Source organism: Rothia sp. BD8 (assembly GCF_044878465.1).
In the GTDB taxonomy this organism is placed as follows: domain Bacteria; phylum Actinomycetota; class Actinomycetes; order Actinomycetales; family Micrococcaceae; genus Rothia; species Rothia kristinae.
The window spans coordinates 227916-252343 of the sequence record NZ_JANJES010000003.1 but is presented as its reverse complement, the minus strand read 5'-3'; the positions used below and the strand labels follow the sequence as shown (position 1 = coordinate 252343).

At 71.8% G+C, this 24428-nt stretch carries 19 protein-coding genes and 1 tRNA gene; all 20 read left to right on the top strand.

Annotated elements, in window-relative coordinates:
- Positions 1-58: 58 nt before the first annotated feature.
- The 20 genes from sdhA (at position 59) to ilvA (ending at position 24413) form a co-directional block, all read left to right on the top strand.
- On the top strand, positions 59-1819 hold the full coding sequence (gene sdhA / locus NQ707_RS04115; RefSeq protein WP_055684294.1) for a succinate dehydrogenase flavoprotein subunit: 1761 nt from the start codon (positions 59-61) through the stop codon (positions 1817-1819).
- Positions 1819-2619, top strand: a complete 801-nt coding sequence (locus NQ707_RS04110; RefSeq protein ID WP_055684295.1) for a succinate dehydrogenase iron-sulfur subunit — start codon at positions 1819-1821, stop codon at positions 2617-2619. Before sdhA ends, NQ707_RS04110 begins: the two co-directional genes overlap by 1 nt.
- 172 nt (positions 2620-2791) lie before the next feature.
- Positions 2792-4003: an amidohydrolase gene (locus tag NQ707_RS04105; protein ID WP_081046380.1), complete on the top strand. Its 1212-nt coding sequence runs from the start codon at positions 2792-2794 to the stop codon at positions 4001-4003.
- Between the two features lie 185 nt (positions 4004-4188).
- Positions 4189-5316, top strand: a complete 1128-nt coding sequence (locus NQ707_RS04100) for a BMP family protein (RefSeq protein WP_058743587.1) — start codon at positions 4189-4191, stop codon at positions 5314-5316.
- A gap of 24 nt (positions 5317-5340) precedes the next feature.
- Positions 5341-6912 carry an ABC transporter ATP-binding protein gene (locus tag NQ707_RS04095; RefSeq protein ID WP_058731810.1) on the top strand — a complete coding sequence of 524 codons (1572 nt, stop codon included), beginning with the start codon at positions 5341-5343 and terminating at the stop codon, positions 6910-6912.
- A complete protein-coding gene (locus NQ707_RS04090; RefSeq protein WP_404434918.1) occupies positions 6909-8231 on the top strand; it encodes an ABC transporter permease in 1323 nt (440 codons plus the stop codon). Before NQ707_RS04095 ends, NQ707_RS04090 begins: the two co-directional genes overlap by 4 nt.
- The gene (locus NQ707_RS04085) at positions 8228-9514 is read left to right on the top strand and encodes an ABC transporter permease (RefSeq protein ID WP_055684297.1); all 1287 of its coding nucleotides are present in this window, start codon (positions 8228-8230) and stop codon (positions 9512-9514) included. Before NQ707_RS04090 ends, NQ707_RS04085 begins: the two co-directional genes overlap by 4 nt.
- A 2-nt stretch (positions 9515-9516) precedes the next feature.
- Complete coding sequence (locus NQ707_RS04080; RefSeq protein ID WP_081046382.1) at positions 9517-9981, top strand: cytidine deaminase; 465 nt, start codon at positions 9517-9519, stop codon at positions 9979-9981.
- A 37-nt stretch (positions 9982-10018) separates the two neighbouring features.
- Entirely contained in the window at positions 10019-11350 is a 1332-nt protein-coding gene (locus tag NQ707_RS04075; protein WP_055684298.1) for a thymidine phosphorylase, read from the top strand.
- Positions 11351-11432: 82 nt separating this feature from the next.
- Positions 11433-12998: a hypothetical protein gene (locus tag NQ707_RS04070; protein ID WP_058753853.1), complete on the top strand. Its 1566-nt coding sequence runs from the start codon at positions 11433-11435 to the stop codon at positions 12996-12998.
- Positions 12995-14908: an adenosine deaminase gene (locus NQ707_RS04065; RefSeq protein WP_081046410.1), complete on the top strand. Its 1914-nt coding sequence runs from the start codon at positions 12995-12997 to the stop codon at positions 14906-14908. Before NQ707_RS04070 ends, NQ707_RS04065 begins: the two co-directional genes overlap by 4 nt.
- A gap of 167 nt (positions 14909-15075) precedes the next feature.
- On the top strand, positions 15076-16365 hold the full coding sequence (gene eno, locus NQ707_RS04060) for a phosphopyruvate hydratase (RefSeq protein WP_058731788.1): 1290 nt from the start codon (positions 15076-15078) through the stop codon (positions 16363-16365).
- 255 nt (positions 16366-16620) lie between these two features.
- A complete protein-coding gene (locus NQ707_RS04055; protein WP_058750856.1) occupies positions 16621-17220 on the top strand; it encodes a septum formation initiator family protein in 600 nt (199 codons plus the stop codon).
- A gap of 32 nt (positions 17221-17252) precedes the next feature.
- A complete protein-coding gene (locus NQ707_RS04050; protein ID WP_404434914.1) occupies positions 17253-17936 on the top strand; it encodes a DUF501 domain-containing protein in 684 nt (227 codons plus the stop codon).
- A gap of 42 nt (positions 17937-17978) precedes the next feature.
- Positions 17979-18932 (top strand): exopolyphosphatase, encoded by a 954-nt coding sequence (locus NQ707_RS04045; RefSeq protein ID WP_404434912.1) that lies wholly within the window; start codon positions 17979-17981, stop codon positions 18930-18932.
- A gap of 161 nt (positions 18933-19093) precedes the next feature.
- Positions 19094-20482: an NAD(P)/FAD-dependent oxidoreductase gene (locus tag NQ707_RS04040; protein WP_404434910.1), complete on the top strand. Its 1389-nt coding sequence runs from the start codon at positions 19094-19096 to the stop codon at positions 20480-20482.
- Positions 20483-20577: 95 nt separating this feature from the next.
- A tRNA-Leu gene (locus NQ707_RS04035) sits at positions 20578-20651 on the top strand.
- A gap of 202 nt (positions 20652-20853) precedes the next feature.
- Positions 20854-21741, top strand: a complete 888-nt coding sequence (locus NQ707_RS04030) for a Bax inhibitor-1/YccA family protein (protein WP_404434908.1) — start codon at positions 20854-20856, stop codon at positions 21739-21741.
- Positions 21742-21867: 126 nt separating this feature from the next.
- The gene (locus NQ707_RS04025) at positions 21868-23166 is read left to right on the top strand and encodes an AI-2E family transporter (RefSeq protein ID WP_058730215.1); all 1299 of its coding nucleotides are present in this window, start codon (positions 21868-21870) and stop codon (positions 23164-23166) included.
- Positions 23163-24413 carry a threonine ammonia-lyase gene (ilvA, locus tag NQ707_RS04020; RefSeq protein WP_055684305.1) on the top strand — a complete coding sequence of 417 codons (1251 nt, stop codon included), beginning with the start codon at positions 23163-23165 and terminating at the stop codon, positions 24411-24413. Before NQ707_RS04025 ends, ilvA begins: the two co-directional genes overlap by 4 nt.
- The last annotated feature ends 15 nt before the right edge of the window (positions 24414-24428 follow it).

Genomic DNA, 24428 nt, shown 5'->3' with positions numbered 1-24428 from the left:
CCGCACAGCGCCCCCGCCCCACCACCGTCTCCCTCCATATAGAAAGAGCATCTGAAGCATGCAGGTTCACAAGTACGATGTGGTCATCGTCGGCGCCGGCGGCGCCGGGATGCGCGCCGCCATCGAAGCCGGCCAGCGCGCCCGCACCGCCGTGCTGACGAAGATCTACCCGACCCGCTCCCACACCGGCGCGGCCCAGGGGGGCATGTGCGCCGCCCTGGCCAACGTCGAGGAAGACAACTGGGAGTGGCACACCTTCGATACCATCAAGGGCGGGGACTACCTCGTGGACCAGGACGCCGCGGAGGTCATGGCCAAGGAGGCCATCGACGCCGTGCTGGACCTGGAGAAGATGGGCCTTCCGTTCAACCGCACCCCCGAGGGGAAGATCGACCAGCGCCGCTTTGGCGGGCACACCCGGGACCACGGGAAGGCGCCCGTGCGCCGGGCCTGCTACGCCGCGGACCGCACCGGGCACATGATCCTGCAGACCCTCTACCAGAACTGCGTCAAGCACAACGTGGAGTTCTTCAACGAGTACTACGTGCTGGACCTGATCATGGTCGAGGTGGACGGGATGAAGCGCCCGGCCGGCGTCGTCTCCTACGACCTCGCCTCCGGGGAGATCCACGTCTTCCAGGCCAAGTCCGTGGTCTTTGCCTCCGGAGGGACCGGCAAGATCTTCAAGACCACCTCCAACGCCCACACCCTGACCGGGGACGGCATGGCCATCGCCTTCCGCAACGGCCTGCCGCTGGAGGACATGGAGTTCGTTCAGTTCCACCCCACCGGCCTGGCAGGGCTCGGCATCCTCGTCTCCGAGGCGGCCCGCGGCGAGGGCGGGATCCTGCGCAACTCCGAGGGCGAGCGCTTCATGGAGCGCTACGCCCCCACCATCAAGGACCTCGCCCCGCGCGACATCGTCGCCCGGTCCATGGCCAACGAGGTGCGCGAGGGCCGCGGCTGCGGGCCCAACAAGGACTACGTGCTGCTGGACCTGACCCACCTGGAGCCGGCCCACATCGACGCGAAGCTGCCGGACATCACCGAGTTCGCCCGCACCTACCTGGGCGTGGAGCCCTACACCGAGCCCGTGCCGGTGTTCCCCACCGCCCACTACGCGATGGGCGGGATCCCCACCACCATCGACGCCGAGGTCTACCGCAACTCCGAGGAGACCGTCCCGGGTCTGTACGCCGCCGGGGAGGTGGCCTGCGTGTCCGTGCACGGGTCCAACCGCCTGGGCACCAACTCGCTGCTGGACATCAACGTGTTCGGCAAGCGCGCCGGGATCAAGGCCGCCGAATACGCACTGGAAGCGGACTTCTTGCCCGTGCCCGAGGATGCGACCCGGCGCACCGAGGAGCTGCTGGAGCTGATGCGCAACGGCCACGGCGAGGAGAAGGTCGGCCAGATCCGCCGGGAGCTGCAGGACACCATGGACGCGGACATGCAGGTATTCCGCACCGAGGAGACCATCCACCGCGCCCTGGACAAGATCGCCGAGCTGCAGGACCGCTACACCCGCATCTCCATCCAGGACCAGGGCAAGCGGTTCAACCTGGACCTGCTGGAGGCCGTGGAGCTGGGCTTCCTGCTGGAGCTGGCCAAGGTCATGTCCGTGGCCGCCCTGCACCGCGAGGAGTCCCGCGGCGGGCACTTCCGCGAGGACTTCCCGAACCGCGATGACGAGAAGTTCATGAAGCACTCGATGGCGTACCTGGACACGGAGGCGGAGACGGACCACGTGGCCGGGATCCGCCTGGAGACCAAACCGGTGATCTTCACCCGCTACGAGCCGATGGAGCGCAAGTACTGATGAGCACGCAAGAGAAGGAATACGCGGAGCCGGCCGAGCCGGCCTCGAAGGTCGAGCTCAAGAGCGAGTCCGGCGACGGCGGGGAGATCCCCACCTACGACGTCACCCTGCGGGTGCGCCGCTACAACCCGGAGGTCTCCGAGGAGGCCCACTGGGACGAGTGGACGCTGCAGATGTACGGCACGGACCGCGTGCTGGACGCCCTGCACAAGGTCAAGTGGGAGCTGGACGGCTCGCTGTCCTTCCGCCGCTCCTGCGCCCACGGGGTGTGCGGCTCGGACGCGATGCGCATCAACGGGCGCAACCGCCTGGCCTGCAAGACCCTGCTGAAGGACCTGGACCTGTCCAAGCCGGTCACGGTCGAGGCCATCAAGGGCCTGCCCTGTGAGAAGGATCTCATCGTGGACATGGAGCCGTTCTTCCAGTCCTACCGGGAGATCATGCCGTTCCTGATGAACGAGGGGCACGAGCCGGAGAAGGAGCGCTACCAGTCCCAGGAGGACCGCGCCCGCTTCGACGACACCACCAAGTGCATCCTGTGCGCGGCGTGCACCAGCTCCTGCCCGGTGTTCTGGACGGACGGGCAGTACTTCGGCCCCGCGGCCATCGTCAACGCCCACCGGTTCATCTTCGACTCCCGAGATGACGCCGGGGACCTGCGCCTGGAGATCCTCAACGACAAGGAGGGCGTGTGGCGCTGCCGCACGACCTTCAACTGCACCGAGGCCTGCCCGCGCGGCATCCAGATCACCAAGGCCATCGCCGAGGTCAAGCAGGCGGTGCTGGCCCGGGCCTTCTGAGCCGGACCACCCGCCCGCTTCACGACGCCGCCCGCCCCTTCCGCACCGGGAGGGGCGGGCGGCGTCGTCGTGCCCGGGCGGCCTTCCGGGCGGGGCGGTGCCGCCTCCCGGTCACACGCCGTCACACGGTCACGCCCGCGGCGGGTCGCGTTGGGGTCCTATAGTCGTGACCATGCCAGAACTCCCCGCCGCACCCGCCGAGCAGCCGCCCATCGGCCCCCTCGCCAAGGCCTTCCTGCCCGAGCTCATCGACTTCCGCCGCACCGTGCACCGCAACCCCGAGCTGAGCTTCCGGGAGCACCGCACCACGGACCGGATCATGGCGCGCCTGCAGGCGGCGGGACTGGACCCGGTGCGCCTGGAGCACACCGGCTGCTACGTGGACATCGGCCGGGGCCCGCTGGCCGTGGCCCTGCGCGCGGACATCGACGCCCTGCCCATCCAGGAGGACACCGGGCTGGAGTTCTCCTCCGTCAACGACGGCGTCATGCATGCCTGCGGACACGACATCCACCAGACCGTGATGCTCGGGGCGGCCCTGACCCTGGCCGACGTGGACTCCTCCGCGCCGCTGGCCCGCAGCGTGCGGGTGATTTTCCAGCCGGCCGAGGAGAAGCTGCCCGGCGGCGCCCTGACCGTGATCCGCCAGGGGGTGCTGGAGGGGGTCCCGCGGGCCTTCGCCCTGCACTGCGAGCCCAAGGTGGACGTCGGTCAGGTCGGCACCCGCATCGGGTCCATCACCTCCGCGGCCGACACCATCAAGCTCAGCGTGCGCGGGCGCGGCGGGCACACCTCCCGTCCGCACCTGACCGAGGACCTGATCTTCGCGATGAGCCAGATCGCGATCAACGTGCCCGCGGTGATGTCCCGGAACATCGACGTCCGCTCGGGCGTGCTGGTGGCCTGGGGGCAGATCGAGGCCGGGGTGGCGCCCAACGCGATCCCCGCCCACGGCTACCTCGCTGGGACCATGCGCTGCCTGGACGCGGACGCCTGGTACCGCTCCGGGGACCTGCTGGATCGGGTGGTCGGCCAGGTGGCCGCCCCCTACGGCGTGGAGGTGGACGTGGAGCACATCCGCGGCGTGCCCCCGGTGGTCAACACCGAGACCGAGACGACGATGCTGGAGAACGCCGCCCGGGCCGAGCTGGGGGAGGACTCCGTGGTGCTCGTGGAGCAGTCCATGGGCGGGGAGGACTTCGCCTGGATGCTGCAGGAGGTCCCCGGCTCGATGATGCGCCTGGGCACCCGCACACCCGGCGGGCGCACCTACGACCTGCATCAGGCCGACTACGTGGCCGATGAGCGGGCCATCGAATGCGGGATCCGCGTCATGGCAGCCACCGCGCTGCGGGCCATCCAGCACGAGCTGCGCACCCGCTGAGCGCAGGCGCGCGGGCGCGGCGGAGCCGGAAGCGGCCGACGCGGCGGATGGTCGGGTGGGCCCCGCGCGGGGGCTAAACTGGTGACCCGTACCCCACGTCACGTCCGGCTGTGCCCGGTGTCGCCTCGGTGTCCTCGCGCAGCAGGCGGCCGATCCGGCCGCGACCGTCCGAAAGGCCGTCTCCCATGCCCGTCGTCCCCGCCTGGCCCCGCACAGCCCCGCGCACCCGCCCCGTGCGCGCCGCCGCGCTGCTGGGCACGGCCGCCCTGCTGCTGGCCGGCTGCGCCCCCGCCCCGCCGGAGGACTCGGACATCGCCAGCGACCACGCGGACTACACCGGCTGCATCGTCTCCGACTCCGGCGGCTTCGATGACCGCTCCTTCAACCAGAACTCCTACGAAGGGGTGATGAAGACCAAGGACGACTACGGCATCAAGACCAAGGCCGCCGAATCCCAGGCCGTCACCGACTTCGAGCCCAACATCAACTCGATGCTGCAGGGCGGGTGCAACCTGACCGTGACGATCGGCTTCAACATCGCCGACCAGACCAAAGCCGCCGCTGAAGCCCACCCGGACCGGCACTTCGCGATCGTCGACGACGACTCGATCCAGCTGCCCAACGTCCGCCCCATCATCTACAACACCTCCCAGGCCGCCTACCTCGCCGGATATCTCGCCGCGGGCACCACCAAGACCGGCAAGGTCGCGACCTTCGGCGGCATGGAGATCCCGACCGTCACGATCTTCATGGACGGCTTCGCCCAGGGGGTGGCCCACTACAACCAGGTCCACCACACGGACGTGAAGCTGCTGGGCTGGGACGCCCAGAAGCAGACCGGCAGCTTCACCGGGGACTTCGAGGACACCGGCAAGGGCAAGACCACCGCGCAGAACTTCCTCAACGAGGGCGCCGACATCGTGATGCCCGTGGCCGGGCCCGTCGGCAACGGCGCGGTGGACGCGGTCACCGGATACAACGCGGATGAACCCGAGGCTCCGGCGCGGATCATCTGGGTGGACTCGGACGGCTACGAGACCCTGGCCTCCGGTCAGGAGTACGTGCTCACCTCCGTGATCAAGAAGATGGGCGCGGCCGTGGAGAACGCCTTCGTGGACGACATGGACGGGAAGTTCACCGACACCCCGTACGTGGGCACCCTCGAGAACGACGGCGTGGGCCTGGCCCCATTCCACGACCAGGCCTCCCAGGTCCCGCAGCAGCTGCAGGACGAGCTGGACGAGCTCAAGCAGCAGATCATCGACGGCACCGTGGACGCGGACTCCGCGGCCAGCCCCCAGACCAAGAACTGACACAGACCCGAAGGCCGCACGCACATGAGACTCGAACTGCGCGGGATCACCAAGCGCTTCGGCGCATTCACCGCCAACGACGCCGTGGACCTCACCGTGGATCCCGGCACCGTCCACTGCCTCCTCGGGGAGAACGGGGCGGGCAAATCCACGCTGATGAACATCATCTACGGCCTGCAGGCCCCCACCGCCGGGCAGATCCTGGTGGACGGGCGCGAGGTCGCCTTCGACGGCCCCGGAGACGCGATGCGCGTCGGGATCGGCATGGTCCACCAGCACTTCATGCTGGTGCCCGTGTTCACGGTCGCGGAGAACGTGGCCCTCGGCTCGGAGGCCACCCGCGGGCCCGCCCTGGACCTGGAGACCACCCGACGCCGCATCCGCGAGATCTCCCAGCGCTACGGCTTCGCGGTGGACCCGGACGCCGTCGTGGAGGACCTGCCGGTGGGCGTGCAGCAGCGGGTGGAGATCATCAAGGCCCTCGTGCGCGAGGCCGAGCTGCTGATCCTCGATGAGCCCACCGCGGTGCTGACCCCCGCGGAGACGGACGAGCTGCTGGGCATCATGGCGCAGCTGCGCGCGGACGGGAAGTCCCTGCTGTTCATCTCCCACAAGCTGCGCGAGGTCCGGCAGGTCTCCGACGAGATCACCGTGATCCGGCGCGGGAAGGTCGTGGGCACCGTCGAGCCCACCGCCTCCAGCACGGAGCTGGCCGCGATGATGGTCGGGCACGAGGTGTCCCTGACCGTGGACAAGGAGTCGGCCAGCACCAACGAGCGCCTGCTGCGGGTGCGCGAGCTGTCCCTGCGCTCCGAGACCGGCGTGGCCCTGCTGGACGGGATCGACCTGGAGGTGCGCGGCGGGGAGATCCTCGCGATCGCCGGTGTGCAGGGCAACGGCCAGACCGAGTTCGCCGAGACCCTCCTGGGGCTGCGCCCCCAGGCCACCGGCTCCGTGGAGCTGGACGGACGCCAGCTGCTGGGCCGGCGCCCGAAGCGGATCATCCGCGACGGCATCGGGTTCGTGCCCGAGGACCGCGGCCGCGAGGGCCTGGTCGGCTCCTTCAGCATCGAGGAGAACCTGGTCCTGAACCAGTACGACACCCCCCGCTTCTCCCGCGGGCCCTGGCTGCGCCGCCGGGCCATCCGCGCCCAGGCCGAGCAGCGGACCGCGGAGTTCGACATCCGCCTGCACTCCGTGGCCGATCCCGTCACGACCCTGTCCGGGGGCAACCAGCAGAAGGTGGTCCTGGCCCGGGAGCTGGCCCGCCCGCTGCGCCTGTTCGTCGCCTCCCAGCCCACCCGCGGCGTGGACGTCGGCTCGATCGAGTTCATCCACCGCCGCATCGTCGCCGAGCGCGACGCCGGGACCCCGGTGGTCATCGTCTCCACCGAGCTGGACGAGGTCTACGCGCTCGCGGACCGGATCGCCGTCTTCCACGGCGGACGGCTCATGGGCGTGGTGGACCCGGACATCCCGCGGGAGGTCCTCGGCCAGATGATGGCCGGGGCCGACGCCGAGGAGGCCCGGCGCCTCGTCGAGCAGGACACCCGCGAGCACGACCTCGCATCGATCACGGAAGGAGAGCGCGCATGAGCGGTCTCGACCCGGCCGCCGGCACCACCGCCCCCGCCGGAGCGGGACCCGGCGGGCTGGAGCCCGAGGAGCGGCCGAAGCCGATCACCCTGCCCTGGGCCGACGCTCCCGCCCCCGAACCACGGCCCACCCTGGCCTACCGCCTGACCTCCTCGCCTCTGGTGCTCTCCGCGGCGGCCCTGGTGCTGTCGCTGATCGTCGGCGGACTGCTCATCATCTTCACCGACCAGCGCACGCTGACCCGGATGAACTACTTCTTCGCCCGGCCCTCGGACACCTTCGAGGCCGCCTGGCGGGCCGCCAGCGACGCCTACATCGCCCTGTTCGAGGGCGCGGTGTTCAACCCGCACGGAGCGGACTTCGCGGACAAGATCTTCCCGCTGACCGAGACCCTGACCATCGCGACCCCGCTGATCCTCGCCGGTCTCGGCGTGGCCCTGTCCTTCCGGGCCGGGCTGTTCAACATCGGCGCGCAGGGACAGATCATCCTCGGCGCGATCCTCGCCGGGTGGATCGGCTTCTCCTGGGACCTGCCCGCCGGGGTGCACCTGCTGCTGGTGATCCTGGGCGGTGCGCTCGGCGGTGCCCTGTGGGGCGGGCTGGTGGGCCTGCTCAAGGCCCGCACCGGGGCGCACGAGGTCATCCTGTGCATCATGTTCAACTACATCGCGTTGAACCTGGTGCTGTACCTGCTGACCACCCCGGCCTTCCAGCGGGAGGGCTCCACCAACCCGATCTCCCCGCAGCTGCCGGACTCGGCCCTGTTCCCCCGGCTGTTCGGGGACTCCTTCCGGCTGCACTGGGGCTTCGTCCTGGCGATCCTCGCGGTGCTGTTCGTGTCCTGGCTGATCGATCGCTCCACGATCGGGTTCCGCCTGCGCGCCGTCGGGGCCAACCCGAAGGCCGCGCGCACCGCCGGGATCAGCGTCAGCGCCGGATACGTCGTCGTCATGCTGCTCTCCGGGGGCCTGGCCGGGCTGGCCGGGGCCACCCAGGTGGCCGGCACGGAGAAGGTGCTCACCGGGGACGTGGCCGCCTCCTTCGGCTTCGACGCGATCACCGTGGCCCTGCTGGGCCGCTCCACCCCGTGGGGCACCTTCTGGGCCGGTCTGCTCTACGGCGGCTTCCGCGCAGGCGGTGTGGCCATGCAGACCAACACCGGCACCAACATCAACATCGTCCTGGTGGTGCAGTCCCTGATCGTGCTGTTCATCGCGGCCCCGCCGCTGGTGCGCGCGATCTTCCGGCTGCCGGACCCGGCCCGCCCCCGCCGGGCGAAGGCCGCCCGTCCCGCCGCCGCGGAAGGAGCGACCCGATGAGCGTCGCAGCGACCCCCACGACCCGCCCCGGCCTCGCCCTGCCGGTGATCCGCCGCTGGCGCCTGGGCGCGACCTTCGCGGTCCTGTCCCTGCTCAGCCTCCTGCTGATCGGCATCGACCCGGCCCCGGCCACGGTCACCTTCCGCCTCGCGGAGAAGCACGACGCCGTGCGCCTGGCCGACATCGACCTGCCGGCGGTGGCCACCGGCTGGGTGCTGTCCGCCCTCATGCTTCTCCTGGCCGTCTGGGCCCTGATGCGCGGGGCGCGCGGAGCCAACCCGCCGGTGTGGGCCTCGACCCTGTTCTGGGCCGCGTTCGTCGTGGCCATGCTGGTCTGGGCGGTGTCTCACGCGGACGCGCACTCGCTGTCCCTGCCGGGTCTGCTGGCCGGCTCCCTGGCCCTGTCCGTGCCCCTGATCTTCGGGTCCATGTCCGGTCTGCTGTGCGAGCGCAGCGGCGTGGTCAACATCGCGATCGAGGGCCAGCTGCTGTTCGGCGCCTTCGCCGCGGCCGTCGTCGGGACCGTGACGCACTCGGCCTGGGCGGGGCTGGCGGCGGCCATGATCGGGGCGATGCTGGTCTCCCTGATCCTCGCCGTGTTCTCCATCCGGTACCTCGTCAACCAGGTCATCGTCGGCGTGGTCGTCAACGTGCTGGTCTCCGGGCTGACCGGCTTCCTGTACTCCACGGTGCTCTCCCGCCAGGCCACGACCCTGAACTCCCCGGAGCACCTGCCGGACTGGTCCGTGCCCGGGCTCTCGCGCATCCCGGTGATTGGGCCCGTGCTGTTCGACCAGTCGCTGCTGGTGTACGTGATGTTCGGCGTCGTCGCCCTCATCTGGTACGGGCTGAACCGCACCCGGTGGGGGCTGCGCACCCGGGCCGTGGGGGAGCACCCGCAGGCCGCGGACACCCTGGGGGTGAACGTGAACCGGCTGCGCTTCGGCAACGTGCTGCTGGCCGGGGCCGTGGCCGGGATGGGCGGGGCCTTCTTCACGCTGGTCTCGGTCTCCGCGTTCAACAAGGACATGACCGCAGGGCAGGGGTACATCGCCCTGGCCGCGCTGATCTTCGGCCGGTGGCGTCCCGGCGGGGCGCTGTGCGCGGCCCTGCTGTTCGGCTTCGCGACCAACCTGCAGTCGGTGCTCTCCCTGCTGGGCACCACGGTGCCCAGCCAGTTCCTGGCCATGCTGCCGTACGTGGTCACCGTTGCCGCGGTCACGGGGCTGGTGGGGCGCACCCGGGGTCCTGCCGCCTCCGGGCAGCCCTACGTCAAGGAGTGAGCATGGCCGATTCCGAGCAACCGGGCCGGGTGGGGCAGGACGCCGTTGCGGGCACCGAGGTGGGGGCTTGTGTCGGCGACGACCCGGCCTGGCCGGAGCTGCTCGCCGCGGCGCGCGACTGCCTGGAGCGGGCGTACTGCCCCTACTCCGGGTTCCCCGTGGGGGCCGCGGCCCGCACCGAGGACGGGCGGCTGGTGACCGGGGCGAACATCGAGAACGCCGCGTACGGGGTCACGCTGTGCGCGGAGTGCTCCCTGGTCTCCGAGCTGTTCCGCACCGGCGGGGGCCGGCTCGTCCGCTTCGCCTGCGTGGACCGCACCGGCACCCCGATCATGCCGTGCGGGCGCTGCCGCCAGCTGCTGTCCGAACACGCCGCACCGGGCCTGGTGGTGCTCACCCCGCAGGGCGAGCTGCCCATGGCCGAGGTTCTGCCCCAGGCCTTCGGGCCCGGAAACCTCGGGTCCTGACGGTCCCGTCCGCACCCGCCAGAGGAGAGGTCCCATCATGTCCGAGCCCTTCGACGCCGTCGACGTCATCCGCGCCAAGCGCGACGCCGGCCGGCTGAGCACCGAGCAGATCGACTGGGTCATCGACGCCTACACCCGAGGGGCGGTGGCCGAGGAGCAGATGGCCGCCCTGGCGATGGCGGTGTACCTGAACGGTCTGGACCCGCAGGAGCTGTCCGCGTGGACCGCGGCGATGATCGCCTCCGGGCGCCGCCTGGACTTCTCCCCGATCCTGCGCTCGCCGGGCAACCCCGACGGGAAGATCGCCACGGCGGACAAGCACTCCACCGGCGGGGTGGGGGATAAGATCACGCTGCCGCTGGCGCCGCTGGTGGCCGTCTACGGGATCGCGGTCCCGCAGCTGTCCGGACGGGGGCTGGGGCACACCGGCGGCACCCTGGACAAGCTCGAGTCGATCCCCGGGTGGCGGGCGCAGGTGGGGCCCGAGCGGCTCCTGGAGATCCTCGGCTCCACCGGGGCGGTGGTGTGCGCGGCCGGGGCGGATCTGGCCCCGGCGGATCGCAAGCTCTACGCCCTGCGGGACGTGACCGGCACGGTCGAGTCGATCCCGCTGATCGCCTCCTCGATCATGTCCAAGAAGATCGCCGAGGGCACGGACTCCCTGGTCCTGGACGTGAAGGTGGGCACCGGGGCGTTCATGAAGACTCCGGAGCGGGCCCGGGAGCTGGCTCGCACCCTCGTGGGGCTGGGGGAGCAGGCCGGGGTGCGCACCACGGCCTTGCTCACCGAGATGTCCGTGCCGCTGGGCCGGGCGGTGGGCAACGCAGTGGAGGTCGAGGAGGCGGTGCAGGTGCTGGCCGGGGGCGGGCCGGACGACGTCGTCGAGCTGACCGTGGCGCTGGCCCGGGAGATGCTCGCGGCCTCCGGGATGCAGGAGGACCCGGCCGAGGCGCTGGCCGACGGGCGGGCGATGGACGTGTGGCGCCGGATGATCCGGGACCAGGGCGGGGACCCTGACGCCGCGCTGCCCGTGGCCCGCCACGAGCACGTCATCACCGCGCCGACCGACGGCGTGCTGACCCGGCTGGACGCCCTGGCCGTGGGCACGGCCTCCTGGCGGCTGGGGGCCGGACGGGCCCGGAAGGAGGACGCGGTGCAGGCCGGGGCAGGGATCCTGCTGCACGCCAAGCCGGGGGAGCGGGTGCGGGCGGGTCAGGCGCTGATGAGCCTGCGCACGGAGGATCCGGAGCGCTTCACCCGAGCCGAACAGGTCCTGGAAGGTTCCTGGGAGATCACCCAGGAAGCACGGGCGGCGGATTCCGCCGGTGTCGAACGGCGCGTGATCCTCGATAGGATTTCGGCAGAATAGAAGACCGAGGACGTGAGCCCCGCCCGTGGCCGTGAGCGGGGTGGTCGATCAACGCCGTCAGGCGTGGAAGTGCAGGTGTGTTGTGGCCTTCAAACTGTTCCGTGGCAGTGCCGAACCCGAGCCGAAGCAGCCCCGGCAGCGCCCTGCCGACGGCGGGGCGGGTGCCGCTCCCGCCACCGGGTCCGAGCCGCGCCCCGAGTCCGGCGGCATCCGGGCGCTGAGCCCCCGGGAGGAGGTGCCCGCCGGCGGGGGACTGCCCGAGCTGCTGTGCCTGATGGACCGCTACGGGGTGCGCACCCTGCGCCTGGACCAGCACGGCAACGAGATGACGGCCACCATGGATCCCAGCGAGAAGCCCGAGCGCAAGACCACCGTGGACACCGAGTCCACCTGGTTCGACGCCGTCGCCTCCCTGTACACCGCGGCCCAGTCCGGCCCGCGCGGGCCGTGGCGGCGCGCGGAGATCATGGTCGGCACCACCCGCGACGGCCAGCGGCCGGTGGAGGTCGAGTACACCTACCCGGGCTCGGAGCGCCAGGATCGCTCCGCCTACGTGCAGACCGTCGCGCAGCAGTCGGCCGGCGAGGGCTCCGGGGCGGGCACCGCCGCGGACGCCGATGCGGCGGCCGAGCCGTCCTCCACGTCGTCCTCCGCCGGGGCCGGGTCCGCCGCGGTCGCCGCAGGGTCCGACTCAGCCGCCGGTGCATCCGAGACCGTCGCGTCGGGTGCCGAGGATCGGCCCGCGGAGAAGGCCGAGGTGCTGGGTGTGCCGGCCGCGCAGGAGTCCCGCGACGGCGCGGACGCCGAGACGCCGCGCACCGACGCCGCCGAGTCCGCCGTGTCCGGGTCCGCCCAGACCCCCGCTTCCGTGTCCGATGGCTCTGCGGCCCCCGAGGCCGCCGCGTCCGCCTCCGCCGAGCACGCCGCCGCCGGGGACCCGCAGGAGGCCCGGGAGGTCCCCGAGCAGACCGGGTCCACCGGAGCGGGTGAGGCCGGGGCCGAGCAGCCGGTGCCCGCCGTCGTCCCGGACAGCACCTGGGATGAGGAGCACCAGACCGGGCGCGAGCACCGCGTCGAGGACGCGCTGCCGGAGTCCGCGCCGTCGGTGGCCGAGCACGCCGACGTCGCCCCCTCCTACCACGCCCCCGCCCAGGCCCCGGCCAAGCCCTCGGACACCCGCCTGGCCCCCGGCAACCTGGTGCTCACCGAGGCGCAGGTGGTCTCCCGCCTCACCGACGCCCAGCAGGCGCTGTTCGGCCCGCAGGGCACGGCCCGGGACGTCTCCACCGTGCTGATCCGGGTGCGCGCCCTCGGCTCCTACTACGACGCCCTGACGCACGTGCGCGGCAACGGCCTGTGGGATCAGCGCAGCACCTTCCAGCTGGTTCCGGAGGAGGCCCTGCAGGTGCTGGCCCTGAAGGAGGACTCCTACCAGGAGGGCCAGGGCTCCCCGATCGCGATGATGTTCCGCTTCACCCCGGGCATCCCCCCGGAGGTCTCCTTCGACTACGCGGACGAGGAGCGCTACGTCCAGTACCGGGACCGGCTGCCGGCCCAGCAGTACGTGGAGGAGCTGCGGATGTACCCGCGCACCGGGTCCAACATCCCCGAGCACATGAACGAGGCCCTCACGCAGTGGAGCCTGTGAGCCACCAGCCGACGGCCACGGGGGCGGCCAGCGCGCCGCCCCCGTGGCCGTCGGTGTGTCTGCACGACCACCTCGACGGCGCCCTGCGACCGGGCACCGTCCTTCAGCTGGCCGCGCGGATCGGGCACGAGCTGCCCGCGTCCGACCCGGAATCCCTGGGCCGGTGGTTCCGGGAGGCGGCGGATTCGGGGTCCCTGGAGCGCTACCTCGAGACCTTCGAGCACACCGTCGCGGTGCTGCAGTCGGCCGAGGCGCTGGAGCGGGTGGCCCGCGAGTACGTGCTCGACGCCGCCGCGGACGGGGTGCTCTACGCCGAGGTCCGCTGGGCCCCGCAGCAGCACACCCGGGCCGGACTGGACCCGGATGAGGCCGTGCTGGCCGTGGCTCGCGGCCTGGCCGCCGGCGAACGGGAGGCGGCCGCTCGGGGCGAGTGGATCCGGGTGCGCCAGCTGCTGTGCGCGATGCGCCAGCTGGACGGCGCCGAGCGGGTCGCGGACCTGGCCCTGGCCCACCGCGAGCACGGCGTGGTCGGCTTCGACCTGGCCGGGCCGGAGGCCGGCCACCCGCCGTCGGATCACCGAGAGGCCCTGCAGCGCTGCGCCGAGCACCTGCTGCCGGTCACCCTGCACGCCGGGGAGGCCGCGGGGCCGGAGTCCATCCGCTCGGCCGTCGTCCACGGCCGGGCCCGGCGCCTGGGTCACGGGGTGCGCCTGCTCGCGGACGTCACCCGGGACCCGCAGGCTCTCGCGGACCCGGCCGATCCGGCCTCCGGGCTCGTCCTGGGGGAGCTGGCCGCGGGGATCCGGGACGCCGGGATCGGCCTGGAGGTGTGCCCCTGCTCGAATCTGCAGACCGGGGCGGCCCCGCGGGTGGACGACGTCGGGCGCGACGATCCGGCACCGGCGCGCACCCCGGGGGAGCACCCGGTCGCGCTGCTGCGCGCGCTGGGCTTCGACGTGCTGCTCTCCCCGGACAACCGGCTGATGAGCGGCACCTGGATGGCCCGGGAGCAGCAGCTGCTGACCCACCACCACGGCTGGGGCCGGGAGGAGTTCCGGGAGCTGGCCCTGACCGGCGCCCGCCACGCCTTCCTGCCCGCCGGGCAGCGGGAGCAGCTGGCCGAGCGGATCCGGGAGGCCTACGCCGTCCTGCCGCCCGCCGCGCCCGAGACTGAGACTGCCCCCGGCGGCGCCGCGGAGGAACCCGTCGCGCCGCGGGCGGAACGGGCCTTCGCGGATCTGGTGCGGATCATGCGGCGGCTGCGCTCGGAGCGGGGATGCCCGTGGGATGCCGCCCAGACCCACGCGAGCCTCGTGAAGTACCTCCTGGAGGAGACCCACGAGGTCATCGAGGCCATCGAGTCCCCGCAGCGGCCCGGGGTGGATGCCGCGCTGCTGCGCGAGGAGCTCGGGGATGTGCTGCTGCAGGTGGTCTTCCACGCCCGGATCGCCCAGGAGAGCCCGGAGGAGGCCTTCGACGCCGCGGACGTGGTAGCGGGGCTGAATGCCAAGATGATCCGGCGCCACCCCCACGTGTTCGCCGGGGACGCCGCCCAGGCCTCGGAGGATCTGCCTCCGGCCGACGCCGCTCCGACCGCCCAGGAGCGCGGGGCCGCGTGGGAGGAGCTCAAGCGGCGGGAGAAGCCCGAGCGCACCGGGCCCTTCGACGGCATCCCGCCGAGCCTGCCCGCCCTGGCCCGGGCGGAGAAGATCCTGGGCCGGGCCGCGAAGGCGGGCCTGGATCTCCCGCCGGTCGCGGATCCGCCCGGGCCCGACGCCGGGGCGGCGGGGACCGAGGAGGCCCTGGGCGAGGCCCTGCTGGGACTGGTCGTGCGGGCCCGGCAGCTGGGGGTGGACCCGGAGGCCGCGCTGCGTGCCGCGGTGCGTCGCTACGTGCACCGGGTCGGCTGAGCCGCGGCGTCGGCCCCGGTCCGTTCGGCCTCCTCCCGAGCCGTCCAGTTGGGTTTCCCTGAAACTCTGTGTGATCGTGTGGGGAATTGGTAGACTCGTGGCAGAGGGCCCTTCGGGGTCCGAGCACTGATCAGCCCATCATCCTTCCCGATTCAAAGGAGAACACCATGGCTATCATCCTGGACGTGCACGCCCGCCAGATCCTGGACTCGCGCGGCAACCCGACCGTCGAGGTCGAGGTCCTGCTGGAGGACGGCTCCGTCGGCCGCGCCGCGGTGCCCTCGGGTGCCTCCACCGGCGAGTTCGAGGCCGTGGAGCGTCGCGACGGCGACAAGCACCTGTACCTCGGCAAGGGCGTCCTGGATGCGGTCAAGGCCGTCGAGGACGAGATCTCCGAGGTCGTCGTCGGCCTGGATGCCGCGGATCAGCGCGTCGTCGACCAGGCGATGCTGGACCTGGACGGCACCGACAACAAGGGCAAGCTCGGCGCCAACGCCATCCTCGGCGTCTCCCTGGCCGTGGCCCACGCCGCCGCCGAGTCCGCCGAGCTGCCGCTGTACAAGTACCTGGGCGGGCCCAACGCCCACGTGCTGCCCGTGCCGATGATGAACATCCTCAACGGCGGCTCCCACGCCGACTCCAACGTGGACATCCAGGAGTTCATGATCGCCCCGATCGGCGCCCCGAGCTTCTCCGAGGCCCTGCGCTACGGCGCCGAGGTCTACCACACGCTGAAGAACGTGCTGAAGGAGCGCGGGCTGTCCACCGGCCTGGGCGATGAGGGCGGCTTCGCCCCCAACCTGGACTCCAACGCCGAGGCCCTGGACCTGATCCTCGAGGCCATCGAGAAGGCCGGCTTCACCCCGGGCAAGGACGTCGCCCTGGCCCTGGACGTGGCCTCCTCCGAGTTCTACGACAAGGACTCCAAGACCTACTCCTTCGAGGGCGAGCAGAAGACTGCCGAGGAGATGTCCGCGTACTACGACCAGCTGGTCGCCAAGTACCCGCTGGTCTCCATCGAGGACCCGCTGGACGAGGACGACTGGGAGGGCTACCGCACCATCACCGAGCACCTCGGTGACAAGGTGCAGATCGTGGGCGATGACTTCTTCGTCACCAACCCGCAGCGCCTGGCCAAGGGCATCGAGATGGACGCCGCCAACGCCCTGCTGGTCAAGGTCAACCAGATCGGCTCCCTGACCGAGACCTTCGACGCCGTGGAGATGGCCCAGACCAACGGCTACCGCTGCATGATCTCCCACCGCTCCGGGGAGACCGAGGACGTGACCATCGCGGACATCGCGGTGGCCACCAACGCCGGGCAGATCAAGTCCGGTGCCCCGGCCCGCTCCGAGCGCGTGGCCAAGTACAACCAGCTGCTGCGCATCGAGGAGGAGCTGGCCGGCGGCGCCCGCTACGCCGGGGCCTCCGCCTTCCCTCGCTTCACCGCGAAGTGAACCGGACCCGCGGCCGATGAGCCGCGGAGCCCGCCCGCGCGCGCTGAGCGCGCTGAGAGACGACGCCGCCCGGTGCTCGCCGTCCCCTCGCGACCCGAGGGGGCGACGGCGCTGGGCGGCGTCGTTCTTCGCTAGACTGGGCGGGCGGGTCAGCAGACCCGCGCGGGTCCGGGCCGCTTCCGAGGCCGGGATCCGCAAGGACACCGCCGGCGCGGGCCCCGGTCCGCGCCGACAGGGGAGAGGGGCAGTCCCACGATGAGGAATCCGCTGCGCGGCGCGGCCCGCTGGCTCGGCTACACCCGGACCCCCGTCCGCAGCGCCCCCGCATCCCGCCCGACGGCACCTCGACCGACCCGACCGGCGGACTCCGAGCGGCCGCCCGAGGTGGAGCTGGTCGAGCAGGAGGACCCCCAGGGTGCGCTGGTCGGCGCCGAGGACTGGTCCGAGCAGGAGGATCGCCATCCCACCCTGGAGCCGGTGGCCGCCCGCTCCTTCTCCGGGCGCACCCTCCTGCTGCTGCTGATCGCGGCCGTGCTCGTGGTGCCGCTGGCGCCCACCGTGCACCGCTACTTCGCCCAGCAGGCCGAGATCCAGTCCCTGCACCGGGACATCGCCGACCTGCAGTCCCAGCAGGCGGACCTGGAGGAGCAGAAGAAGCGCTGGGACTCGGATGACTACGTCCGCCAGCAGGCTCGTGAGCGGCTGATGTACGTGGACCCGGGGCAGACCCCGTACATGGTCATCGGCCAGCAGGAGGGCCAGGCCCAGGCCGATGACTCCTCCGCGGAGGCCGCGGCCCAGGGCCATCCCGACTGGGGGACCACCCTGTGGGAATCCGTGGCCGGAACCCGCTGACCCCCTTGCCCCACCGACCCCAGGAGACCCTGTTGAGCCCCTCGCCCCAGGACCCGTCCTCCCCCAGCTCCACCCCGAACGCCACCTCCGGTGACGCCGAGCACCGCGATACCGAGCCCACGCAGGCCCCGACCGGCGTCGGGCACGAGGTGCGCCCCGCGACCGGCGTCGGCGTCGACGAGACCAGGCTGGAGCCCACCGCCCAGGACCTGCGGGTCCTGACCCGGATGCTGGGCCGCCCGGTGCGCGACGTCGTGGAGATCCCGGCCCGCTGCGTGTGCGGGAACCCGCTGGTGGCCGCGACCGCCCCGCGGCTGTCCGGGGGCAGCCCGTTCCCGACCGTCTTCTACCTGACCCACCCCGGAGCCACCCAGGCCGCCTCCCGGCTGGAGGCCGCCGGGGTCATGGCGCAGATGACCGAGCGGCTGGGCCGGGATGAGCGGCTGGCCGCGGCCTATCGCGCCGCCCACGAGGACTACCTGGCCCGCCGGGAGCGGATCGGGCGTCTGGCCGGCACCGGGGAGGTTCCCGAGATCGAGGGCGTCTCCGCCGGGGGCATGCCCGTGCGGGTCAAGTGCCTGCACGCCCTGCTCGGACATACCCTGGCCGTGGGGACCGGCATCAACCCCCTGGGGGATGAGACCCTGGAGGCCGTGGAGGCCTCCTGGTCTCCTTACCGCTGCGCCTGCGATCCCGCCTGGCGCGACCAGGACTGATACGCCCCACCCCTGCCGAGACACCACGGGAAGGACCCGACCATGCGCGTGGGCGCCATCGACTGCGGCACCAACTCCATCCGTCTGCTCATCGCCGACGCCGAGCCCGGGATCCCCGGGGCCGCGCCCCGGCTGCGCGACGTCGTGCGCGAGATGCGCATCGTGCGCCTCGGGGCCGGGGTGGACGCGACCGGCTGGCTCTCCGAGGAGGCCCTCCAGCGCACCTTCGAGGCCGCCGGCGCCTACGCCGAGCAGCTGCGCCGCCACGACGTGGACCGGGTGCGCATGGTCGCGACCTCCGCGAGCCGCGACGCCGGCAACCGGCGGGCCTTCGCCGCGGGGATCCGGGAGCGGCTGGGGATCGAACCCGAGGTCATCAGCGGGGATGAGGAGGCCCGGCTCTCCTTCGCCGGGGCCGCGGCCGCCGTGCCGCAGACCGCCGAGGGCCGCAGCCTCGTCGTGGACATCGGGGGCGGGTCCACGGAGTTCGTGCTGGGCGAGGCCGACGGGGTGATCGCCGCTCGGTCCCTCGATATCGGCTCCGTGCGCCTGACCGAGCGCTACCTCAGCTCGAACCCGCCGACCGAGGCCCAGCTGCGCCGCCTGGTCGAGGACGTCGACGCCGCCGTGGAAGCCACCCTGGAGACCGTCCCGCTGGACACCGCGACCCGACTGATCGGGGTGGCCGGGTCCGTGACCACCGTGACCGCCCGGGCCCTGGGCCTGCGGCGCTACGATTCCCAGGCCGTGCACGGGGCCGAGCTGGGCATCGAGGAGATCACCGCGGCGGCCGGGGAGCTGACGCGGATGACCCGGGAGCAGCGTTCGGACCTGGAGTACATGCCGATCGGGCGGGAGGACGTCATCGGGGCGGGGGCGCAGATCTGGGCTCGGATCGCCCAGCGAATCGGGGAGCTGACCGAGGGCCGGATCCGCGGCGCGGTGACCTCCGAGCAGGACATCCTCGACGGCATCGCCCTGTCCCTGCTCTCCTGAGCGGCGCGCGCCCCGCGGCCCGAGTTCGCACGGGGGATGGCATGGGCGCCATCACGGTGGCAGGATGGGGCGGGTGAACCGTCCGGTCCGGCGTCGCGGGGGCCATCCCCGACGCGGCGCCATGGGCCCACCCCTCCAGCGCAAGGAGTAGCATTCTCACCATGGCTTTCAACCACCTGGCGAACGATCGCCCCCGTATTCTCGTGGTCGGCGGCGGCTATGTCGGCCTGACCGTCGCCTCCCGGATCCAGAAGGACGTCAAGGCCTCCGGCGGCGTCGTCACCGTCGTGGATCCCAACCCCTATATGACCTACCTGCCGTTCCTGCCGGAGGTGGCCGGCGGCTCGATCGAGTCCCGTCACGCCGTGGTCCCGCTGCGCCAGCACCTGCGCGACAGCGAGATCCTCGCCGCGCACGTGGAGAAGATCGACCACCGCAACCGCACCGCGACCCTGCGCGGCATCGACGCGGGCGACACCTACGAGCTGACCTACGACCAGATCGTGGTCGCCGCCGGATCCGTGACCCGCGCCTTCCCGATTCCGGGCCTGGCCGACGCCGCGATCGGCATGAAGAGCATCGAAGAGGCCGAGCACGTGCGCAACTGGGTGCTCGAGCGCATCGAGGTCGCCAGCCTGCTCAAGGACGGAGACGCCCGACGTCGAGCCCTGACCTTCGTGGTCGTCGGCGGCGGCTTCGCCGGCATCGAGACGATCGGCGAGATCGAGGACATGGCCCGCGACGCCGTGGAGCGCACCTCCCAGCTGCGCTCCAGCGACCTGCGCTTCGTGCTGGTCGAGGCCATGGGCCGGATCATGCCGGAGGTCCCGGAGGCTCGGGCCGAGTCGGTCGTCGCGCACCTGCGCACCCGCGGCATCGAGGTCCTGCTGAACACCTCCCTCGGGGAGGTGGAGGACGGGCACACCCTGAAGCTGGTGAACATGTCCGACAAGTCCTCGGCCGGGGTGGTCGAGGCCGACACCGTGATCTGGACCGCCGGCGTGCAGGCCGCGCCGTTCCTGAAGAACTCGGACCTGCCGCTGGATGAGCGCGGGCGCGTGCGCGTGGGCGCCGACCTGCGCGTGACCGGCGACGACGGCCCCGTGGAGGGCGCCTGGGCCGCCGGGGACAACGCCGCGGTGCCGGACCTGACCGGCGGCGGCGTCGGCGGGTTCTGCGTGCCCAACGCCCAGCACGCCTCCCGCCAGGGCGTGCGCCTGGCCAAGAACCTGCTGGCCTCCCGCAGCGGCGGACAGCTGGAGGACTACTACCACGAGAACCTCGGTGCGGTCGCCGGGCTCGGGGCGTACAAGGGCGTGGCCAACATCAAGGGCCGTTCCTTCGAGGGTCCGCTGGCCTGGCTGATGCACCGCCTCTACCACGGCTACGCGATCCCCACCGCGGAGCGCTCCGCCCGCGTGGGCGCGAACTGGATCCTGTCCACCGTGTTCGGCCGGGACACCACCCCGATCCGCCACGCCCGGGATCCGCGCCTGCCGTTCCTGGCCGCCACCGGCAACGCCCCGGAGGCCAAGAAGGCCCGGCTCTAGCCCGGTCTCGGCTCCGCGCGGTGCGTCCTCTCCCGCGAGGGGACGCACCGCGCGGGCGGCTCCCGGCGCCCCGGCGTCGGCGGGCCGCCCCCTGCGCCCCAGTAGCCCAATCGGCAGAGGCAGCTGACTTAAAATCTGCACAGTGTGGGTTCGAGTCCCACCTGGGGCACCGCGACCGTCGCCTCGGGGCGCCTCACGCTCACGCTGTGGGCGATACCCGCCGGCCCGGGCCTGCCCGCAGGCGCCGCCGCCTTGTAGACTGGGCCGCGACGTGTCGTGGTCGTCTGCGCAGCCTGTGGTCCGCGCGGCGGCCGTCGCCAGCGATGCCGTCGACGACCGTGAGCGAACACTCTCAGGAGATGAGAACACCCATGGCCAGAGGCAACCCCCTGATCAGCCGTCTCAGCACCGAGGCGCAGAAGAACCCCTACGCGAACCAGCCGCTGGACTACTACGACGGCGCCGGGCGGGCGACGACCACCCAGGCACCCTCCCCGTACGCGGCGCCGAACCCCGCCGCCGCACAGCCCGGTCCGCAGACCGCCGACGCCGAACAGCTGAACCGGATGTACCAGGCCCCCTCGGCGACCCCGGCCGACACCCGGCGGGCCACCCTCAACGACGTCGTCGCGAAGACCCTGTCCCTGCTGGGCCTGGTCATCGTGGGCGCGGTCGTGGGCTGGTTCGTCCCCGGTCTGGGCTTCCTCGGCGGGATCGTGGGTCTGGTCGTCGGACTCGTGGTGGTCTTCCAGAGGAACGTCTCCCCGGTGCTGACCATGGTCTACGCCGTGGCCGAGGGACTGCTGCTCGGGGCGATCTCCGGGGTCTTCGAAGCCCAGTACGGCGGGATCGTCGTCAACGCGGTGCTGGCCACCGTGGTCGTGTTCATCGGGATGCTGATGCTCTACGCCAAGGCCGGGGTGCGCCTGTCCCAGCGGATGGTCGCGATCCTGGGCATCGGGATGATCGCCTACCTGGTGTTCCTGGTGGGCAACTTCGTCTTCGGGATGATCACCGGCTCCTCGATGCGCGACGTCGAGATCTTCGGCATCCCCCTGGGCATCCCGCTGGGCCTGATCGTCGTGGCGATGGCCGCGATCAGCCTGATCGCGGACTTCCAGAACATCGACGAGGCTCTGCGCGCGGGCGTCCCGGAGAAGGAATCCTGGCGCCTGGCCTTCGGCCTGATCGTGACCCTCGTCTGGCTCTACATTGAGATCCTGCGCCTGTTCAGCTACTTCATGCGCAGCGACGACTGACCCCCTCCCACCCCCGGCCATCGGGCCCCGGGCGCGCAAGCACCGCCGAGACGGCGGCTTCCGCACCGGGGCCCGGTGCCGTGCGGATCCCTTCCACCCATCCCTGAACCCTTGGAGAACCCGCCGATGAGCACCACCGAGGACGGCGCGGTTGAGCCGCAGCTTCCCATCACCACCCCGCCGCCCGGGGACCGTCCCACCGAGCCGTGGACCCGCCGCTCCTCCGGGCAGGCCGGGGACTCCCGTCGCCAGGATCCGCACATCCCCTTCGCCCTGAACACCGCCGCCGCCTGGTCCTGGCGGCTGCTGTTCGTGCTGATCATGGCCGGGGTCATCGTGTGGCTGTCCCGCCCCGTCTCCACGATCCTCGTGGGGGTGGCGGTCGCCGCCCTGCTGGCCGGACTGCTCACCCCCGCGGTGCGGTGGCTGCGCAAGCACCGCATCGGCTCCGGGTGGGCCACCGCCATCACCGAGATCGGTCTGATCGTCGTGGTCCTGGGGCTGCTGACCCTCGTGGGCCAGCAGCTGGTATCCGGGTTCACCGACCTGTCCGATCAGGTGGTGGCCGGCTACCACCAGCTCATGGACTGGCTGGCCGACGGTCCCCTGCACGTCACGGTGGACCAGGTGGACCAGGCGATCAGCTCCGTGACCGCGACGATCAAGGACAACTCATCGCAGATCCTCGCCGGAGCCGCCAGCTTCGGCTCCACCGCCGGCAACGTGGGCGAGGGCCTCGTGATCTGCCTGTTCACGCTGATCTTCTTCCTCCTCGAGGGGGAGCGGATCTGGCTGTTCCTCGTCGGCCTCGCCCCGAAGAGCGCGCGCCGGGCCGTCAACGGCGCCGGTCGCCGCGGCTGGCACTCCCTGGTCTCCTACACGCGCATCCAGGTCTTCGTGGCTTTCGTCGACGCCGTCGGCATCGGACTGGCCGCGTTCTTCCTCCGGGTTCCGCTGGCCTTCCCCCTGGCGGTGCTGGTCTTCCTCAGCTCGTTCGTCCCGATCATCGGCGCCCTGCTGTCCGGTGCGGTCGCCGTGCTGCTGGCCCTGGTGGCCAACGGGCCCATCAACGCCGTGCTGATGCTCGCCGCGGTTCTGCTGGTCCAGCAGATCGAATCGCACCTGCTGCAGCCCCTGGTCATGGGCAAGGCCGTCTCCCTGCACCCGCTGGCCGTGGTCCTGGCCGTGGCCGTGGGCACCACGCTGCTGGGCATCGTGGGCGCGGTGTTCGCCGTGCCCGCCCTCGCCGTGCTCAACACCGTGATTCGGTATCTGGCCGGCAGGCAATGGGAGCAGGATGACGCCATCCGCACCGAGCCGTTCCGCTTCGACTGGGAGATCGCCAAGGCCAGGAAGAAGTCCCTGAAGCAGAAGGCCAAGGAGAAGCTGCGCGAGGAAGCGCACCCGGAGGAGCAGACCGCATGAGCGCGCTGGAGCAGCTGCCCGTCACCTTCGAGCAGATCCAGGAGGCAGCCCACCGCCTGGACGGCATCATCGAGACCACGCCGATCGCCCACTCGCGGGCCCTGGAACGGCGCATCGGCTCCCCGGTGCACCTGAAGGCCGAGAATCTGCAGCGCTCCGGATCCTTCAAGGTCCGCGGCGCCTACAACCGCATGGTCCGGCTCACCCCGGAGCAGAAGGCGGCCGGCGTCGTCGCCGCCTCGGCGGGCAACCACGCCCAGGGGGTCGCGCTGGCCGCGTCCAAGCTGGGACTGGAGGCCAGGATCTACATGCCGCAGGGAGCGGCCCTGCCCAAGATCGCCGCGACCCAGGGCCACGGGGCCCAGGTGGTGCTGCACGGCACCACCGTCGACGAGGCGCTGGCCGAGGCCAAGCGGCATGCGGATGAGACGGGCAAGACCTTCATCCACCCCTTCGACAACGCCGACATCATCGCCGGTCAGGGCACCCTGGGCCTGGAGATGCTTGAGCAGGTCCCGGACGCGGACACGATCATCACCGGCGTCGGCGGCGGCGGGCTGCTGGCCGGGGTCGCGATCGCCGCCAAGACCCTCGCGGCCCGACAGGGCCGCCCGATCCGGGTGATCGGGGTGCAGGCGGAGCACGCGGCCGCCTACCCGCCGTCGCTGGCCGCGGATGCGCTGGTGCCGCTGAAGAAGGTCTCGACCATCGCGGACGGCATCGCGGTCGGGCGGCCCGGGCAGCTGCCGTTCTCCATCATCAAGGAGCTGGTGGACGACGTCGTCACGGTCTCCGAGGACGACCTCGCCCGCGCGCTGATCTTCCTCATGGAGCGGAACAAGCTCGTGGTGGAGCCGGCCGGGGCGGTGGGGGTCGCGGCCTTGATGAACGGGACCCTCAACGAGGCCTACGGGAACCTCGGCACCACGGTGTGCCTGCTCTCCGGGGGCAACATCGACCCGATGCTGATGCTCAAGGTCATCCAGCGGGGCCTGTCCGCCGCGGGGCGCTTCCTGACCGTGCGCATCATGCTGACCGATCACCCCGGGGAGCTGCGCGACATCTCCCGGATCATCGCCGAATGCGATGCGAACGTGACCGGCGTGGACCACACCCGGGTCGGCGGGGCGCTGTCCATGGGGGACGTGTCGATCACCATCGACATGGAGACCAAGGGCAAGGACCACTCCCACGAGGTCCTGGAGGCCCTCCAGGCCGAGGGCTTCCGCCCCGAAGTCATCAACTGACCCACCCCCCCTGCC

Bases quoted from the DNA above. Each gene is read 5' to 3' on its own strand.
- NQ707_RS04025 (WP_058730215.1), top strand. From the start codon at position 21,868: ATGAGCACCACCGAGGACGGCGCGGTTGAGCCGCAGCTTCCCATCACC.
- NQ707_RS04090 (WP_404434918.1), top strand. From the start codon at position 6,909: ATGAGCGGTCTCGACCCGGCCGCCGGCACCACCGCCCCCGCCGGAGCG.
- NQ707_RS04080 (WP_081046382.1), top strand. From the start codon at position 9,517: ATGGCCGATTCCGAGCAACCGGGCCGGGTGGGGCAGGACGCCGTTGCG.
- NQ707_RS04075 (WP_055684298.1), top strand. From the start codon at position 10,019: ATGTCCGAGCCCTTCGACGCCGTCGACGTCATCCGCGCCAAGCGCGAC.
- NQ707_RS04105 (WP_081046380.1), top strand. From the start codon at position 2,792: ATGCCAGAACTCCCCGCCGCACCCGCCGAGCAGCCGCCCATCGGCCCC.
- ilvA (WP_055684305.1), top strand. From the start codon at position 23,163: ATGAGCGCGCTGGAGCAGCTGCCCGTCACCTTCGAGCAGATCCAGGAG.
- NQ707_RS04095 (WP_058731810.1), top strand. From the start codon at position 5,341: ATGAGACTCGAACTGCGCGGGATCACCAAGCGCTTCGGCGCATTCACC.
- NQ707_RS04085 (WP_055684297.1), top strand. From the start codon at position 8,228: ATGAGCGTCGCAGCGACCCCCACGACCCGCCCCGGCCTCGCCCTGCCG.
- NQ707_RS04055 (WP_058750856.1), top strand. From the start codon at position 16,621: ATGAGGAATCCGCTGCGCGGCGCGGCCCGCTGGCTCGGCTACACCCGG.
- NQ707_RS04100 (WP_058743587.1), top strand. From the start codon at position 4,189: ATGCCCGTCGTCCCCGCCTGGCCCCGCACAGCCCCGCGCACCCGCCCC.
- NQ707_RS04030 (WP_404434908.1), top strand. From the start codon at position 20,854: ATGGCCAGAGGCAACCCCCTGATCAGCCGTCTCAGCACCGAGGCGCAG.
- NQ707_RS04045 (WP_404434912.1), top strand. From the start codon at position 17,979: ATGCGCGTGGGCGCCATCGACTGCGGCACCAACTCCATCCGTCTGCTC.
- NQ707_RS04040 (WP_404434910.1), top strand. From the start codon at position 19,094: ATGGCTTTCAACCACCTGGCGAACGATCGCCCCCGTATTCTCGTGGTC.
- sdhA (WP_055684294.1), top strand. From the start codon at position 59: ATGCAGGTTCACAAGTACGATGTGGTCATCGTCGGCGCCGGCGGCGCC.
- NQ707_RS04110 (WP_055684295.1), top strand. From the start codon at position 1,819: ATGAGCACGCAAGAGAAGGAATACGCGGAGCCGGCCGAGCCGGCCTCG.
- eno (WP_058731788.1), top strand. From the start codon at position 15,076: ATGGCTATCATCCTGGACGTGCACGCCCGCCAGATCCTGGACTCGCGC.